This window comes from Chryseobacterium sp. Leaf394 (genome assembly GCF_001424105.1).
GTDB lineage: Bacteria > Bacteroidota > Bacteroidia > Flavobacteriales > Weeksellaceae > Chryseobacterium.
On record NZ_LMQH01000010.1, the window covers coordinates 174,392 to 191,144 of the forward strand.

Consider the following 16,753-nt stretch of genomic DNA (forward strand, 5'->3'; position numbering starts at 1 on the left):
AATGAGACACGGTAAAAAATTCAATCACTTAGGAAGAACGTCTTCACACAGAAGCGCTTTACTTTCTAATATGGCTTGTTCTCTAATTGAGCATAAGAGAATCAACACTACTGTAGCTAAAGCGAAAGCTTTAAGAGTATATGTTGAGCCTCTGTTAACAAAGGCAAAAGAAGATACTACACACAATAGAAGAATTGTTTTTTCATATCTTCAAAGTAAAGAGGCTGTTACTGAACTTTTCAGATCAGTAGCTCCTAAAATCGCAGAAAGAAACGGAGGTTACACAAGAATCATCAAAACTGGTTTCAGAAAAGGTGATGCTGCTGACATGGCTCTTATCGAGCTTGTTGATTTCAACGAACTTTACAATCCTAATGCTGAGGAGAAAAAGACGACAAGAAGAAGTAGAAGATCTACTACTGCAAAAGTAGCTGTTGAAGCTGCTCCTGTAGCAGAAGAAAAAGTTGAAGAGCCAAAGGCTGAATCAACAGATTCTACTGAAGAGAAAGCTGGAGAATAATATTCTTACAGATATATAAAAAAAANNNCAATAACATTGCTTCCCTGATGAAGAATCAGACTGTCTCCTTTTACAGTGGCTTTCATATCGCCCTTTTCATAAGTGGTAACCTTTCCGTCTGATTTTATTTTGTCAAGTTTAAAAGTCTTGCCGTTGCTGCTTATTTCCACATCACTTGTTCCCGGATCATAATCAAAAATAACTTTTACCTGTGAGCCGTCGGTTGCTTTATACAGATAATTGGTTCTGATCATCTTTTTACCGTTTACACCGGTATTGTAAGAAACATTCTCATCTTCTTTTCCGTTATCGGCCAAAACAGTTCCGTTGCTATCGGTCTTTAGAATATTTTTATTTCCTTCTTTACCGCAACTGCCTAATAATGCTGAGAAAATAATGATTGCGAAAGCTATATTTTTCATAGTATATTATTTAATTAAAAAAATTCTGTTAATTCTCTTTTTTGTGTTTAAATTTTAACTAAATTTAAGAAACAAAAACTAAACCATTCCACGGAAACTCAAAACTTTAAAATTACCCGAAAGTGTAATTGCCCCTGTTTCGGATTCTGTCGAAATTTGTCTTTAAATATTAGCAGCATGAGTATTTCCATAGCCATAGTAGAAGACGAGAAAAACTACAACAATGCGTTGAAGAAGGTAATCGATTATCAGGACGACATGAAAGTGATTGCCCAGTTTTTCAATGGTAAAAACGCCCTGGATGATCTCTCATTATACAGTCCAGACGTAGTGATGATGGATATTCAGCTTCAGGATATGCTCGGCATCGACGTCATCTCAAAAATCAAAAAAGACCTGCCCAAAACACAGTTCATTATGTGTACCAGCTTTGAAGATGACGAAAAAGTCTTCAGTTCCCTGAAAGCCGGAGCTACAGGCTATCTCGTAAAAGGTGAAAGCATGGATAAAATACTTTCCTCCATTCGCGATGTCTACAGTGGCGGCGCACCAATGAGTTTTTCAATTGCCCGAAAAGTCCTGAGTCATTTTGAAAGAAAAAACACTGATCAAAACGATTGCGAAGAACTCACAAAACGCGAAACTGAAATTGTCGAACTGCTTTCAGCTGGCCTTTTATACAAAGAGATAGCCGACAAGATTTTCATCAGCATCGACACGGTGAAAAAGCACGTCGGAAATATTTACAGAAAACTCCACGTCAATAACAAAGTGGAGGCTATTAATAAATTTAACTATTTTAAAAACTAGAAATTATGAGAACAAGAAAATTATTAACTGTTATACTAACTACCATGTTGTTGTTCTTATTAACAGCCTGTAAGAAAAATAACGTCACTACCAATAATGGTGATATTAGTGATTCAGCAATTGTTATAAATAGGATTGATAGTGTATTAATCCAATACTTAACAATCTCAAATATCAAGAAACAACTTAGAAATATACCTGATACATCAGCAGATAGTTATTTTAACTTATATGTAAAAGAACTTTCGCCCTCGTTGACAAATAAAGGCGAGTATCCATTTTTCTTTAAAATCCAAGATAAAGTTGCGACCGAACTAGACGTAAAAAATGGGAAAAATCCATTTCACTTTATTTTAAGTAGTACAGATAATAAGTTAGACATATTGTATATGTCTCCTGATGGAGACAAGTATGTGATAACTGAGGTATCAAAATTAACAAAAGTTACCGAGTCAGATTTTATAATTAGAGATAGTATCTTTAAGAAGAATATATATGCAAAGATGAATAGAATAAAGATGAACCTTGTAGGAAGTGATCCCCAACATCAAGGTGACAGCTCTTATGGCAATACAACAGACATAATAATACCATATGATACTTTTAAAAGTTATGTTCCAAATAATGGTGATTCTGCTTTAACTTTATTTCCAGGCATTATAAGTGACCAGAAAACTAATTCAACGGGAAAAAGTAAAAAGTTCCATTTTACTTTAATAATGGCAATTTACAGTATTGATTCTCCCGCACCTACAATTTACTATGATGATTTTTGTTTAAAGCCTCCAGGATGTTAATCTATGCATGAACTATATTTAGTAGTCATTTTTCTATGTCTTGCTTTTTCTATTAATATAAAGAAAGCAAGGCATAGGTTTTTGTATATATATTTTGTTGTTGTATTTCTTTCAGAAACATTAATATATTGTGGTATCATAGATGGCAACGTTTATGAATTTACAAAATATTTTTATATATTATATATTATATTTTATTATAAAAAAATCTTCAAAACTGTTCATAATGTCTGCATACTAATTTTTATTGTTGCAATTTGTTTTTTAAGTGTTAAGATAATCGGACAAGAAAATTTATTGGCTGTCATCCAAAGTTTTATTTATGTTTTTTTAGCTTTAGAGTGGATGAGACAAGAAATTAATAATGTAAATGAAATTTCAATTAGCGATAAGCAAGAATTTTGGTTTAGTGTAGGATTGCTATTGTGGAGTTCCATTTTTTTAATGCGAATTGTACCGTCCATATTTTTTGCCAGTAACGATGATTCTTTTTTTCGAGATATTAATTTTTTTTATCAATGGATTACAATCATTTGTTATGGCATATTCTTAAAAGGTATATTTTCAGTAAAGTAAATACTAATTTAATTACTTATCATATATGAGTCATTTAGATAAATTGAAATTGGCATATATAATTGCAGTTTTAATCATGTTACTTTTTGTGGCATTTATTGTCTTTGTGATTATGATGTATAATAAAAAGCAAATACTCTATCTTAAAGAAAAGCAGCAAAATTCCGAACATCAAAACCAGCTCCTCCAAAAAGAATTAGAAAAACAAAAACTCATAGAACAGGAACGTGAACGCATTTCCCACGATATGCACGACGATCTTGGTGCAGGTATTTCAGCATTAAAATTGCAGGCAGAATTTTTAAAGCAAAAAGCAGATAACGGCGATCTGATCAGCGATATCGATGAACTTTTAAAAACCTCTGAAGAAATGAACCTTTCCATGAGGGAAATGCTTTGGAGTCTGAACTCCGGAAATGATACCATCGGAAGTTTTGTGGAGTATGCTAAAATGTATGCATTTAATTTTTTAAAGAAAACAAAAATTCAATTGGTTTCAGAAGAACAAAATGTAAATTCAGAAACAGTCATTACAACAGAACAGAGAAGAAATCTTTTTCTCTGTTTGAAAGAAGCCTTAAACAATGCGTATAAACACAGTCAATCCAATCAACTAAAATTATCGTTTATCCAAAAAGATAAAGAATTCATGATGAAAATTTCTGATAATGGTATCGGTCTTCATGAAACAAACTCAGAAGGAAATGGTCTCCGAAATATGAAACGCAGAATGCAGGAACAAAAAGGACAATGCGAAGTGACGACAGAGAATGGAACTCATTTGTTTTTCAAGATAGATTTGTAAGCAAGAATCGTAAACATCTAAAAACAGCATCATTTTAATGGTGCTGTTTTTTTGTGCTTAAAGTACCCGTTTGGGTAATTGATTTGCGATGTTTTTAAATAGAAATTTGATGTATAAAACAAATACTAATAATCATGAAAACTTTAAAATTAAAAGTAACCATCTCGGGAGGTTTGGCAGATTACGGAATTACCTATAAGCTACACAAGAAAGGAGACATAATTTCTGCTGAGAAAAAAGAAAAAAGTTTTGAAAAGAAATTCACAAACTTAGACGGAATGTATATGCTGTACATCAAGGGAACTGGGCCGGCCACAGAGGAGAAAAAAGTTAGAATTGAGCTCATTTATGATGATTCGGAGATAGATCTTTTAGATAATATTTCTACGGAAAATCCTATCGAAGAAATCACATATGAGATAGGAGCAGATTATTATTTTAAAACACGATAAGATGAAAACTAAAATTATCATAGGTATCTGCTTATTTTTATACTGTTCTGCTTTTTGCCAGAATAAAAAAGTTGATAGCTTAGTGGAAGACAGAACAAAGAAAGACGTTTTGGAAGAAGTTGAAGAAAGAAAATCAGCTAATTGGAAAGACGTTATTACGAATTACTATCAATTGGCCCTAAAAGATTTGGGAGGAGAAGATCAGAGATTCGAATTGAAGACCACATTATTCAACTTGAAAGCCCAGGCAAATAATGAACTTTGGATTGATTATAACTACGAAAAAGAAAACTTTGCGCGAAACTTCCAGATAGAGGCAGGTCTTTCACTCAAGGATGATTATAGTATCAAAGGATTTAATTATGGCTTAGGGTGGGCATACAATGAAAGAGATAGAAGCATAAAAACGCTGTTTAATTCAAAATCTTCAGTGATTTTTGATCAATATATAAATGATCTGATGGATGCTAAGGCCAAGTACAGTAATGATCTTATAGAAGCAGGAGATACCGAAACAGATATAAAAATAAACAAAATATCGGAAATCGAAAAAAAGTATAGATCCAATGAAAATGTTATCAATATGATTCCCCTCAAAGATTTTCCAGAAGATTTCAGAAAATATTTATCAGATCACTACGAAAGTTATCCAGAAAAGTTTATGAAACTCAGCAGACAAGATATTGAAGAAATAGAAAGACAGCCATACTTTTTCATAGGATTCAACGGTTCCATCAGTAATAATACCAAATTTTTAGACAATTACAAAATAGAAACTGTCTACTTACGTGGAATTAAGACCAGTCGTTTAAAAATGGAGATAGACTTTAGAAACTCTTTCGTTATCACAAAAGATCTCGTAAGTGATACCCCCGAAACAAATAAAAATTTTATTTCCCAATTAGGACTCAATATAGCAGTTTTGAGCAAAGAAAAATCCTTCTTGGAAATGAAGCCCTCATTTGAATTTAGGAGAAACCTGATGAAAAGTATGATTCTTGATGAGAATGAAAATTTTTTCGCCAATACGGATATCAGGATAAGAATTTACAAAGACGTATGGCTTCCGCTTATACTGAAGTATGACGTTAAGAAAGGAAACCTTTTCGGATTTCTCAACGTCAGTTTCAACTTTGATGCAGTAAAAAAAGAATAGCTAAATAATAATCTTAATGATTGAGCCTTTTCTTGAATTTTTCATGGGAAGGTTCTTTGTTTTTTTACAGGTAACATCAAAACAGATATTGCTGAATTTTTAACATTAACTAAAATTTAACTCAAAAAACCACCACAAAATAACACTCCCGTAACTCAAAGATTTAAAATTTCAGTAAATTTGTCTGAAACTATAAAAAATAAATAAAATGAGTTACATTTCTTACATAGAAGCGAGACAGATTTTAGATTCCAGAGGGAATCCTACAGTTGAAGTTGATGTATTTACAGAAAGTGGCGCGATGGGTCGTGCTGCCGTTCCTTCCGGAGCATCTACTGGTGAGCATGAAGCAGTGGAATTGCGTGATGGTGGTTCTGAATGGATGGGGAAAGGTGTTTCAAAAGCTGTAGAAAATGTAAGAGAAGTGATTTCTCCAGAGTTGGTAGGTCTTCCGGTTTTTGATCAGAATTTGATCGATCAGATCATGATTGAATTAGACGGTACAAGCAATAAAGGAAGCTTAGGAGCAAATGCTATTCTTGGTGTTTCATTGGCTGCTGCAAAAGCTGCTGCTGCTGAACTGAAAATGCCGTTGTACAAATACGTAGGTGGTGTAAACGCAAACACACTTCCTGTTCCGATGATGAATGTAATTAACGGTGGTTCTCACTCAGATGCGCCGATTGCTTTCCAGGAGTTTATGGTAATGCCGGTAAAAGCAGATTCATTCTCTCATGCTTTGAGAAAAGGAACTGAAATTTTCCACAACCTGAAAGCTATTCTTCACTCAAGAGGTCTTTCTACTGCGGTAGGTGACGAAGGTGGTTTTGCACCAACTTTTGCTGGAACGGAAGATGCTTTGGATACTTTGCTTCAGGCAATTGAAAAAGCAGGTTATAAGCCTGGTGATGATGTAATGATTGCATTGGATTGTGCAGCTTCAGAATTTTACAAAGACGGAGTTTACGATTACAGAAAATTCCAGACTCCGGATGCAGCTCAGTTCTCAAGCAGCGAGCAGGTTTCGTATTTGGCTGAATTGGCAAACAAATATCCAATCATCTCTATCGAAGACGGTATGCAGGAAAATGACTGGGAAGGCTGGAAAATGTTAACTGATAAAATCGGTGACAGAGTACAGTTGGTTGGTGACGATTTATTCGTAACCAATGTTGAGAGACTGGCAAGAGGTGTGAAAGAAGGAATTGCAAATTCAATTTTGGTTAAAGTAAACCAAATCGGTTCTCTTTCTGAAACAATGGCTGCTGTACAAATGGCTCAGCATAACAAGTTTACATCAGTAATGTCTCACAGATCAGGTGAAACTGAAGATTCTACAATTGCTGATTTAGCGGTTGCTATGAACTGTGGTCAGATCAAAACGGGTTCTGCTTCAAGATCAGACAGAATGGCGAAATACAACCAGCTTTTAAGAATTGAGGAAGCTTTGGGTGATACAGCTTATTTCCCTGGATTAGACGCATTTAAAATTAACAGATAATAAAATCTAAAAAAAACAGAATACTATTTTTTGGTTGCTGTTTTTTTGTGTATTTTTAAGAAATTTAAAATAAAATATTATAATAATGTCAGACAACAAAGTTATATTGAATTACGACGGTAATTCGTATGAATATCCTATCGTAGATAGTACAATCGGAGACAGAGGAATAGATATTTCAAAATTAAGAGACCAGACAGGTCTTATTACCTTAGATTTAGGATACAAAAATACGGGTGCTACGCTTAGCGACATCACGTATCTTGACGGTGATCAGGGAGAATTGTTCTACAGAGGTTATCCTATTGAGCAAATCGCTGAAAAGTCAAACTTTACAGAAGTAATGTACCTTTTGTTACACGGTGAATTACCGACTGAAGAGCAGTTCAATACCTTCAACGGTAATATCAAAAAATATAACTTCGTAGCAGAGGAGATGAAAAAAATCATCGATGCTTTCCCTCGTTCTGCGCACCCAATGGGAGTTTTATCTACATTGACATCTGCTTTAACGGCATTTAACCCTAAAGCGGTGAATGTACAGTCTAAAGAAGAAATGGATCTAGCTGCTGAACTTCTTATTGCTAAATTCGCTCACCTTTGTGCGTGGACCTACAGAAAAACTTTAGGTTTACCGTTAAACCACGGAGATAACAGCTTAAACTATGTAGAAAACTTCTACAAAATGGCATTCAGATTACCAAATGAAGAGTTTGAAATCAATCCTGTGGTAACTGAAGCTTTAGATAAATTATTAATCCTTCACGCTGACCACGAGCAAAACTGTTCTACATCTACTGTAAGAATGGTAGGTTCTGCTCACACAGGTCTTTTTGCATCAGTTTCTGCCGGTATTTCTGCTCTTTGGGGACCACTTCACGGTGGTGCAAACCAAGCAGTTATCGAAATGCTTGAATTGATTGAAAAAGACGGAGGTGATGTAAACAAATGGGTTGCTAAAGCAAAAGATAAGAACGACAGCTTCCGTTTAATGGGCTTTGGTCACAGAGTGTACAAAAACTTCGATCCAAGAGCAAAAATCATCAAGAAAGCTGCTGATGACTTATTAGCTGCTCTAGGAATTGAAGATAAAGCACTTGATATTGCAATGCAGTTAGAGAAAGTAGCTCTTGAAGACGAATACTTCATCGAAAGAAAACTATATCCAAACGTAGATTTCTATTCAGGAATTATCTACAGAGCATTGGGAGTTCCTACAGAAATGTTTACAGTAATGTTCGCATTGGGAAGACTTCCTGGATGGATCGCTCAGTGGAAAGAAATGAGATTAAAAGGAGACCCTATCGGAAGACCAAGACAGGTTTACCAGGGCGCTCAAAAAAGAGATTATATCGATATTACAAACAGATAATATTGGTTTATCATATAAATTTAAAATCCCAAAGTTTTTGCTTTGGGATTTTTTTTCTTTAATCTGTAAAAATTGCTACAGTCTTAGATTTCATTATACTAATAGTTTTCAGTTGAAATTTAAACATAAAAAAGGAGACCTTTTCAGATCTCCCATAATCAGACATTCACAAATTATTATATAAGCCTGTCTTACTGATTCACCGGAATTTTAAAGCTTGCCCAATGGCTATTATTACATTTGTGTTTGGTATAATAACGGTTATTCTGGTGCTGTCAGAGCTTAATTTTATGAAAGCTGAGAGTAAACTTTTCTAAAAAAAAACTTCGGCCAGCTGTACCGGCCGAAGACACCTAAGATGATAACATAGGCAGATATTAAATAATCCGTTGCAAACTTGAAAGGGTATGAGCGCTGCGCTTTTCTGCCATCTGTCTTTTAAACACAATTTAAAACAAGTTCTATCAGATACTGATGAAAATGTAATTAAGGATGTCTACAACATTAAAATTATTCGGTTCAATATCTTTCAAATTAATACCGCCGGCGCTGAATATTGTATTACACTGCTGTAGCGAATTCGCCGGTGGTATTTGAAATTAGTTTAAGGAATCCAGAATGCCCATTTGCTGCCATCGAAAAAAGCAAGGTATTTTTTACTTCCCTTTACGTAGACCATCATTCCGGGACTTGGATTCACGATATTTTCAATATTGGTTACTGTAGGAAGTACCATAGCCTTCGTCGTCGATTCCAATACCAAAACACCATCAGCAGCACTCGTTGTACTACCGATAATGGCTTTTGCATTTATACCATCTGCTGTTGCAGGTTGATTAACCAAAGATGAACTGATATCCGAGTCTCCGCTTAAAACTACCCAGGAGCTGCCGTTGTATAATTTTACCTTGGCAGAGGTAAGAACTGTACTGTCCAACAGAATAGTTCCGGGAGCCGGGTTAGCCGGAAGCGTTCTTACATAAGGTAAGATTATTCCTTTGTCGCCGCTGTTGGCGAACTCAAGCAGTACCGATTGTTTTTTATTGGCCGGAGCTGTGCCTGCAGCATCTCCAATAATCACCTGGGCCCCCATGGAGGTAGCCCATATAAAAAGCATTGTTATAAATATTTTTTTCATTTGATTTTAATTAAGGAGTTGTAAACCTGACAGCTATTAAAAGTCCGTCAGGTTTTTTTAACATATTTTTACTGAGGACAGGTAGGTGTTGTAAAACATTTCCAAGAAGTTCCATCATAGATTTTCAGACAACTTACTGTAGTATCAAAAACCATCATTCCTTCTACCGGAGTTGTGATATTACTTAAATTTGCAGTTGTCATTCTTGTAGGCACAAAACCTTTCGAGTTGGATTCTAAAACTGTGTGCGCTGATTTTCTGATCATTGGCCAGTTGTTTCCGTCCTCTGCTCCTGCTCTGTTGAGCAGGGTGATGCCATGTTTTGTATCGCTTCCTAGTCCTGTAGTATTAGGATCTTTCAGACAGTAGCAAGAAGGTATTCCCTGTACAAGTAATCCCGCAAAACCTGGAGTGGAAAACATCTGTACAACCAGCTCATTGGTCCCAACCTGGAAATCACTGTCAAGCAAAGTTGATTTTTCGTGACCATCCGCATAACCCTGTGCGTCTGTCGAATTAATGTTTTGATTAACTCCGTTTACATACACCCGTACAATCTGGTTATCAACATAATAATCTAATCTCAATTTTAATGAGGCAGCCAGTAACGGATCACTGATGTTGAATTTATACTTGTAGAAATAAGTATTTGGAAGCGTATTATCTGCACCGGTTATCAATCCCTGACTGTTAATATCCTGACCATTTTGTGTTGCCGAGATCCATTCAGAATTACCGAACGGACTGGATGCCCATACAAATGGAGGAGTATTAATTGCCTTTCCTACAACTATAGCAGGGTAGAATAGTGAATTTGCAATACTGTTGTAATTGTATGGGCTTGTGGCAGGAGAGGCCGTACCGGCAGGGAAGTGAGTGACAGTCCAGTTGTTGTCAAGATTTCTTACTGCTTTTTTTCCGTTCCCTAAAGAATTTGTTCCGCTGCTTATCTTGTTTACATCCGCGCATGTCATGTTGAGCGGTGTTACTCCGCAGACAATAGGGATGATTTCAGCTACACGTTTACCGTCTGCAGCTACAATCATTCGGAGATATCTCGCATTTACAGGGCCTGAAAATCTTACTGTTGTGGGAGTTCCTTTTGCCTGCAGGTGCGTTGTGGTATTGTAACTGGGGAAGCTTCCGGTAGCAGAGGTTGTGAAATTTACGCCATCTGCGCTTGTCTGCACAGTATAGGCTAAAGCCGTATTTCCATTGGTAGATGGGTAGTAAGTAAAGCCATTGAGAACGTAGTTTTGTCCGTAATCAATTGTTAAGTGATTGTTGGCACCACTGGTTTGCCAGTAGTTTCCTGCTGTCAGATCGTTATCGATAACGTTTGCCGCTCCTGTTCCTGCGCTTGATGTTACTGTTACCGCAGAAGAATTGAGCATAGACGTTTCTGACGTACAGGTTGCAGGTGGAATGATACAGTCGTAAGTATATTCTATCCTGTAATAAACAGATGCAAGTGTCTGTTGTATATTGCTGCCGAAACCACCTGCGCTCCAGCTACTTGTTGTGCTCATGCTATATGGTAGCGTGCCGGTTCCAACAAAATTATTTATTTCAGACGGCGTGGTATAAGTATTTGAACCGGAAAAGCCGTTGAAATTATTCGTAAGATTTACACCACCAACTGGGATTGGGTCAAAACCCGGATAAGAAGCATTTTGAAATAGTGTATAATTACCATTGTAGTTGCTTCCTGCCAGACTGAATGTGGGAGATGAAGTTGAACGGTAATTCGCCATCATCGGTCCGGATCCGTTGTTTGGGATGCTTAAACTTGCAAAATAATTCACACCATAATCTACTTTTACTTTTGTAAGCTGTCTTGTAGTTCCTGCATCAAATTTAGGCAGTGGTAACTGCACATTAGAAAGATCCGTAGTTGTGTAGGGAGTTGCATAGTAATGAGTAACCACATTGTTTGTAGAAGACGTAGCGCAGGCTGAAGAGCAAGTTCCTGTATTGGCGATAGTCAAAATTTCAGGATAATCTGAAACTGGAGTGATGGTAAGTGTAAAATTTCCGGCTCCCAGGCCGCCGTTTGCTATTTTGAAGTAAGCAGGAACCTTATTGTTAAGATTTGTGGCTGCAGCATTATTCATCAGGGTAACGGTTGCGGGATTTCCGGCAAATGTTGCTGTGACGCTATAATTGGACGGAACGTCCGGCGTGAGCTGAAACACCATAAAATCATCTGCAGCATCTTCGAAAGTTCCGTTGTTGGAGCATGATACAGAAGATATTGTGGATTGTGCAAAAGCACTGCTGCCGGCGAAGACAGAGAAGCCTGCCATTAAACACCACGTTGTAAGATTTTTAATCATATTGTTTTTTTTCATCGTATTTAGAATAAATTTAATCACTGCTGTAACAGATCTGTATCTGATCTGTCAGGCATTTTTATGTGAAAAGCTGAAATTTGAGAATACAGGACGTCCTTCTTATAAAGACTTATAAAACGTAAGTATTCACTGATGGAATTACAGGCTGGGTGGAGGCCGCACGCAGTGGATATTTACGGAACAGCTGAGCTCAAAGTCATTGGTTGATCCTGAAACTCTGTTCCGCGCCATTGGAAAATTATAGATGAGTGAAGTGGTGTCTTCAGTTTTCAAGAAAATTACCTTTCCGGAACTGTTTTGTAAGATTAGACTCTCAGTTTGATATCTATTTGAAAATGAAACTCCCGACGATGATGACGGACTTAGTTTTATATCACTGCGCTTAGCTTTTCCAGATTGAGCCTTCTCAGGAACCTGTGGTTGATGGGATTCATCTTCCCGTTTTAAGGTCTGTTTTTTTTCGTTAATCTTTTTTGGATGCAAAACGGAGGTTCTGTCATTATCTTCCACTAATAATGCACCGCCTTTAAGAGTGATTTCACCCTGAAAAGATGGTTGTACCGAAGCTAAAGAATCATGATCTGAAAATGAATCTGCAGAATCAGGAGATCCTGCCAAGACTACAATACAGGACTGACACAGCAAAAAGATCAGAAAGATTGATCCTTTCTTTACAGCTGGGAACAGTATCCTAAATCGTAAAAGATTTTGTATTGTAATCATCATTTTTTGTAAGCCCAAAAAACTTCAGTTTGTGACTGAAGTATTATTTGATTTTTCGGGTGTGTTTTCGATTACAAATATTGTGTTTTTAAGTCTTGGAATATTTTCGTTGTTGAGTTAATTGGTTTATTGAATGAGTTTTCTGTTTTATAGATTGATAAACAGTTATTTACGTATTTTATTTTTACGAAATAACTTATTTTTATTTTAAATAACTTACAATTGACACCTCGTGATTGTTTGAATCAGAAAATAATTTATTCAATACTTTATAGTTTTATGATAATTAAGCGGTTTGTTGGGCATAATGTGATCTTAACCATTTGATTTGTTGTTAGAAATCGTTTACTTTTGCCCTCTTCAAAAAAACACACTGTAACTATGTTCAACACAAATGAAGAATTGGTTGCTGCGAAAAAAGAATTCGGTAAGATTTTCTTTTATTCGATAGCAGCTGTATTCGGTTTCTACTTACTTCTCAGCCTTTTGACAACTAATGTTGTAATCGTTGCAAAAGAAGTTTTAATATTCGCTTTTTTTCTCACCACATACACAGGTTTTCTGATTTCAAAAACCAAGTTTGATTTTCTGATCATTTTCAGAATCATCATTCTTGCTCTCCTGTTATTCATACTTTATATGTGTATTCTGCTGTCAAATATATCAGGTGCCATATTTTTTTTATTTATTCCTGTAGTCATCATGACGCAGATCCTGTTCTCATTCAGAACATCACTTTTCCTCACGTTAGTCTTACTTATTCTCTCTTATTTTATTACAGAAATCGCTGCACAGTTCAACTTTGCGATTAAAGTTGATTTTAAATATTATGATCCAGTTGTATTGAAGTTTCAGGAGTATTTAACTTACACAATTGCTATTTACTTTTCATTTTTAGGACTCTACTACAAAAACGAATTCTTCAGAATAGAACTGAAACAGAAATTTCTTGAAATTCCAAAGATAAATCTTGAAGAGGAAAAAGTACTCAATACAGCAGAAACCGAGGAGTCCAATCCAGACAAATACCAGATTCTTTACGACCGCATCATCAATTGCCTGAATGTTGACAAACCTTTTCAGGACGCGGATTTTAACATCAGAAAGCTGGCAGAAATGGTCAATTCAAACAGTACTTATGTTTCAAGGGCGCTCAATCATATCGGAGATAGAAAATTCAATCAACTGATCAACGAGTACAGAATTGCACAGATAGTGGATGAATTAAAAAATGATCTGCATCATAAATTTACAATAGAACATATCTACACCAACGCGGGTTTTTCTCAGCAATCTACTTTCAACAGGATTTTTAAAGAGCAGACAGGGAGCACTCCTTCAGAATATATCAGAAATATTCAGAGAGAGGGTAATTAAAAATTTAACAAAGATATTGTGCGTGAAAATTGCGTAAAGCAGGCAATATTTATCTGTTTAATATTGGTTTTTAAGATGTTTTTATTGAAGAATATGAGATACTCAAAACTATTGAATCAGCCGGCAGAATGTCTGGAATAAAAACCTTTCCACATCACAGCCGTTTGATTATATTTGTGGCAGACGCTATATGAAAAATGCTTTGTTAAAGCATATACATCAGAAGTATTGTTTATGGAATTAAATATAAAAAACGAAACCGGAAGGCTGAGGTCGGTGGTTTTGGGACAGCCCAAATCGATGGGTGGAGTTCCCTCTCTGGAAGAAAGCTACGATGCCAAATCTTACCACACGATAGAACACAATATTTACCCGACGGAGGAAGATATCATCAGTGAAATGAATGCTTTTGAAGCAGTTCTCAAAAAGTATGATGTTCAGGTTTTCCGTCCTGATATTATTGAAGACTACAACCAGGTTTTTGCCAGAGATGTTGCTTTCGTCATTGATGATAAAATGATTATTTCTAACGTCATCGCCGACAGAGCTGATGAGCAGGAAGCTTATAAAACAGTGTTTGAAGAAGTAGCTTGGCGGAAAATCATCAATCTTCCCGAAACTGCCCACATCGAAGGAGGCGACGTGATTGTATGGAATGATTTCCTTTTCATCGGAACGTGTTTCAGTGAAGACTACAGAAGCTATAAAACTGCCAGAACTAATGAGTACGCTATCGAAATTCTGAAAGAGTACTTTCCAAAGAAGAGAATTATCGATCTTGAACTGAAGAAAAACGACAGAGAGCCTTACAAGGGAATTCTGCATTTGGACTGTACTTTTAACCCGATTGGCAAAGACAAATGCATTATTTACAAAAACGGTTTTGTAGACGAAAGCGATTACAATTTAATCATCGATATTTTCGGGGAAGAAAATTGCTTCCATGTTACGGACGAAGAAATGTTTGAAATGGTACCCAATGTTTTTTCAATCTCTCCGGAAGTTGTGGTTTCAGACAAAGCATTTACAAGAATGAATGACCACCTCAGAAACGAATGGGGAATAACTGTTGAGGAAATTCCATACAGAGAAATTTCTAAAATGGGAGGTTTGCTGAGATGTTCTACAATGCCTTTGGTAAGAGAGTGATGGGTTTGAGGGTTTGAGGATTTGAGAGTTTTAGGGTTGGAGTGATTTAAGTATTTTTTTTATTTTTATTAAAAAATACAGAGATGTCAACAATTAAATTTCATCAGGACTTAAAAGTTTATCAAAAATCGTTCGATGCAGCAATGGAAATCAATGAGCTTTGCAAAACACTTCCAAAAGACGAGCGCTATTCACTTACAGATCAAATAAGAAGATCATCCCGCTCAGTTTCTGCCAATATCAGCGAAGCTTGGGGAAAAAGAAAATATGAAAAATCTTTTGTTGCAAAGCTTACAGATTCTGAAGGCGAAGCAAGAGAAACACAGACTTGGCTACAATTCTCATTTGCCTGTGAATATATCAGCCAGGAAAAATTTAATAATTTAAATAATAAGTATAATCAAATAATAGGAATGTTGGTCATCATGATGGCACACTCGGAGAAATGGTGCAATTTTGAAAAGAAATAGAATGTGAATTGATAGAAGTAGGGTTTGAGAGTGGGAGAGTATTAGAGTTTGAGGGTCAGAGAGCTGTAGGGTTTTCTGATCAATGTCAAACAACAAAAGCACTTATTTCTGACACACCCACACGCTCCTACACTCAAACTCTCCCACGCTCAAACTCCCCAACCCTCCGACTCTCCAACCCTCCAACCTTTTAAAACCCATAAAAAATGCAGACAACAGATACAGTATTAATGATAGAGCCAGTAGCATTCGGCTACAACGCAGAAACAGCAGAGAACAACTACTTTCAGATAGAGCAGAAAGGCGCAGATATTCAGTCTAAAGCTTTGGCGGAATTTAAAAATTTCGTCGGAAAACTGGAGAGTAAAGGCATCAATGTCATTACCATCAAAGACACCATCGAGCCGCACACGCCGGATTCTATTTTTCCCAACAATTGGGTGAGTTTTCATAAAGATGGAAAAGTAGTTTTATACCCAATGTTCGCTGCCAATAGAAGAGTGGAGCGTCGTGAAGACATCATCGAAAGCATCAAAAACCAAGGTTATACAGTAACCGAAACAGACGACTGGTCACTACCGGAAATTCACGGTCACTATCTGGAAGGTACGGGAAGCATGATTTTCGACCACGATAAAAAGATCGCTTACGGTTCAGTTTCTTTAAGATTGGATGAAAATCTGTTCAGAGAATTCTGTGAAAAATATGATTTTACTCCTGTCGTTTTCCATTCGTTTCAAACTGTGGGAGAGGAGCGACTTCCGATTTACCATACCAACGTAATGATGTGTGTTGCCGATCAGTTTGTGGTAATTTGTCTTGACTGTATCGATGATGAAGCTGAAAGAAACAATGTTGTCAAAACCATCAGAAATTCAGGAAAGGAAATCATTGAAATCTCTGAAGCGCAGATGCAGCAGTTCGCCGGAAACATGCTTCAGGTTCAGAATAAAGACGGCAAAAAGTTTTTGGTGATGAGCCAGACGGCTTACAGGTCTTTAAATGAAACTCAGGTTTCAAATATTGAAAAGTACTGCGAAATTATCTATTCAGATTTGAATACCATTGAAGTAAATGGGGGTGGAAGCGCACGTTGTATGTTGGCTGAGGTTTTTCTCCCGAAAAAATGAT

At 36.3% G+C, this 16,753-nt stretch carries 15 protein-coding genes; 12 read left to right on the forward strand and 3 right to left on the reverse strand.

Annotated features, from left to right (window positions below; translation table 11 throughout):
• Position 1: 1 nt before the first annotated feature.
• The 8 genes from rplQ to ASG21_RS03645 all read left to right on the forward strand — a co-directional run bounded on the left by rplQ (position 2) and on the right by ASG21_RS03645 (position 8,411).
• Positions 2–520, forward strand: a complete 519-nt coding sequence (gene rplQ / locus ASG21_RS03600; protein ID WP_056076000.1) for a 50S ribosomal protein L17 — start codon at positions 2–4, stop codon at positions 518–520.
• Between the two features lie 599 nt (positions 521–1,119).
• The gene (locus ASG21_RS03610; protein WP_056076006.1) at positions 1,120–1,752 is read left to right on the forward strand and encodes a response regulator transcription factor; all 633 of its coding nucleotides are present in this window, start codon (positions 1,120–1,122) and stop codon (positions 1,750–1,752) included.
• Positions 1,753–1,757: 5 nt separating this feature from the next.
• On the forward strand, positions 1,758–2,549 hold the full coding sequence (locus ASG21_RS03615) for a hypothetical protein (RefSeq protein WP_056076008.1): 792 nt from the start codon (positions 1,758–1,760) through the stop codon (positions 2,547–2,549).
• A 601-nt stretch (positions 2,550–3,150) separates the two neighbouring features.
• On the forward strand, positions 3,151–3,930 hold the full coding sequence (locus ASG21_RS03625; protein ID WP_056076014.1) for a histidine kinase: 780 nt from the start codon (positions 3,151–3,153) through the stop codon (positions 3,928–3,930).
• 134 nt (positions 3,931–4,064) lie between these two features.
• On the forward strand, positions 4,065–4,382 hold the full coding sequence (locus ASG21_RS03630) for a hypothetical protein (protein WP_056076015.1): 318 nt from the start codon (positions 4,065–4,067) through the stop codon (positions 4,380–4,382).
• A gap of 1 nt (position 4,383) precedes the next feature.
• Positions 4,384–5,538: a hypothetical protein gene (locus ASG21_RS03635; protein WP_056076017.1), complete on the forward strand. Its 1,155-nt coding sequence runs from the start codon at positions 4,384–4,386 to the stop codon at positions 5,536–5,538.
• 208 nt (positions 5,539–5,746) lie between these two features.
• Positions 5,747–7,039, forward strand: coding sequence for a phosphopyruvate hydratase (gene eno / locus ASG21_RS03640; protein ID WP_056076019.1), 1,293 nt, complete (start codon positions 5,747–5,749; stop codon positions 7,037–7,039).
• A gap of 85 nt (positions 7,040–7,124) precedes the next feature.
• Positions 7,125–8,411, forward strand: a complete 1,287-nt coding sequence (locus ASG21_RS03645) for a citrate synthase (RefSeq protein ID WP_056076020.1) — start codon at positions 7,125–7,127, stop codon at positions 8,409–8,411.
• Positions 8,412–9,015: 604 nt separating this feature from the next.
• Here the strand turns inward: ASG21_RS03645 and ASG21_RS03650 are convergent.
• The 3 genes from ASG21_RS03650 to ASG21_RS03660 all read right to left on the reverse strand — a co-directional run bounded on the left by ASG21_RS03650 (position 9,016) and on the right by ASG21_RS03660 (position 12,629).
• Entirely contained in the window at positions 9,016–9,549 is a 534-nt protein-coding gene (locus ASG21_RS03650; RefSeq protein WP_082482342.1) for a hypothetical protein, read from the reverse strand.
• A 68-nt stretch (positions 9,550–9,617) separates the two neighbouring features.
• Positions 9,618–11,900, reverse strand: coding sequence for a discoidin domain-containing protein (locus ASG21_RS03655; RefSeq protein ID WP_056076027.1), 2,283 nt, complete (start codon positions 11,898–11,900; stop codon positions 9,618–9,620).
• Between the two features lie 141 nt (positions 11,901–12,041).
• Positions 12,042–12,629, reverse strand: a complete 588-nt coding sequence (locus ASG21_RS03660; RefSeq protein ID WP_128414208.1) for a hypothetical protein — start codon at positions 12,627–12,629, stop codon at positions 12,042–12,044.
• 378 nt (positions 12,630–13,007) lie between these two features.
• Here ASG21_RS03660 and ASG21_RS03665 point away from each other — a divergent pair, with 378 nt between their 5' ends.
• From ASG21_RS03665 to ASG21_RS03680, 4 genes are all read left to right on the forward strand, one after another.
• Positions 13,008–14,003, forward strand: coding sequence for an AraC family transcriptional regulator (locus ASG21_RS03665; RefSeq protein WP_056076034.1), 996 nt, complete (start codon positions 13,008–13,010; stop codon positions 14,001–14,003).
• A gap of 234 nt (positions 14,004–14,237) precedes the next feature.
• Entirely contained in the window at positions 14,238–15,152 is a 915-nt protein-coding gene (locus ASG21_RS03670; protein WP_056076036.1) for an arginine deiminase family protein, read from the forward strand.
• A gap of 83 nt (positions 15,153–15,235) precedes the next feature.
• Entirely contained in the window at positions 15,236–15,622 is a 387-nt protein-coding gene (locus ASG21_RS03675) for a four helix bundle protein (protein WP_056076039.1), read from the forward strand.
• A 206-nt stretch (positions 15,623–15,828) separates the two neighbouring features.
• Positions 15,829–16,752 carry an arginine deiminase-related protein gene (locus tag ASG21_RS03680; RefSeq protein ID WP_056076042.1) on the forward strand — a complete coding sequence of 308 codons (924 nt, stop codon included), beginning with the start codon at positions 15,829–15,831 and terminating at the stop codon, positions 16,750–16,752.
• Position 16,753 lies beyond the last annotated feature (1 nt).

Bases quoted from the DNA above. Each gene is read 5' to 3' on its own strand.
- ASG21_RS03660 (WP_128414208.1), bottom strand. From the start codon at position 12,629: ATGATGATTACAATACAAAATCTTTTACGATTTAGGATACTGTTCCCA.
- ASG21_RS03630 (WP_056076015.1), top strand. From the start codon at position 4,065: ATGAAAACTTTAAAATTAAAAGTAACCATCTCGGGAGGTTTGGCAGAT.
- ASG21_RS03675 (WP_056076039.1), top strand. From the start codon at position 15,236: ATGTCAACAATTAAATTTCATCAGGACTTAAAAGTTTATCAAAAATCG.
- ASG21_RS03670 (WP_056076036.1), top strand. From the start codon at position 14,238: ATGGAATTAAATATAAAAAACGAAACCGGAAGGCTGAGGTCGGTGGTT.
- rplQ (WP_056076000.1), top strand. From the start codon at position 2: ATGAGACACGGTAAAAAATTCAATCACTTAGGAAGAACGTCTTCACAC.
- ASG21_RS03655 (WP_056076027.1), bottom strand. From the start codon at position 11,900: ATGAAAAAAAACAATATGATTAAAAATCTTACAACGTGGTGTTTAATG.
- ASG21_RS03610 (WP_056076006.1), top strand. From the start codon at position 1,120: ATGAGTATTTCCATAGCCATAGTAGAAGACGAGAAAAACTACAACAAT.
- eno (WP_056076019.1), top strand. From the start codon at position 5,747: ATGAGTTACATTTCTTACATAGAAGCGAGACAGATTTTAGATTCCAGA.
- ASG21_RS03645 (WP_056076020.1), top strand. From the start codon at position 7,125: ATGTCAGACAACAAAGTTATATTGAATTACGACGGTAATTCGTATGAA.
- ASG21_RS03615 (WP_056076008.1), top strand. From the start codon at position 1,758: ATGAGAACAAGAAAATTATTAACTGTTATACTAACTACCATGTTGTTG.
- ASG21_RS03680 (WP_056076042.1), top strand. From the start codon at position 15,829: ATGCAGACAACAGATACAGTATTAATGATAGAGCCAGTAGCATTCGGC.
- ASG21_RS03635 (WP_056076017.1), top strand. From the start codon at position 4,384: ATGAAAACTAAAATTATCATAGGTATCTGCTTATTTTTATACTGTTCT.
- ASG21_RS03650 (WP_082482342.1), bottom strand. From the start codon at position 9,549: ATGAAAAAAATATTTATAACAATGCTTTTTATATGGGCTACCTCCATG.
- ASG21_RS03625 (WP_056076014.1), top strand. From the start codon at position 3,151: ATGAGTCATTTAGATAAATTGAAATTGGCATATATAATTGCAGTTTTA.
- ASG21_RS03665 (WP_056076034.1), top strand. From the start codon at position 13,008: ATGTTCAACACAAATGAAGAATTGGTTGCTGCGAAAAAAGAATTCGGT.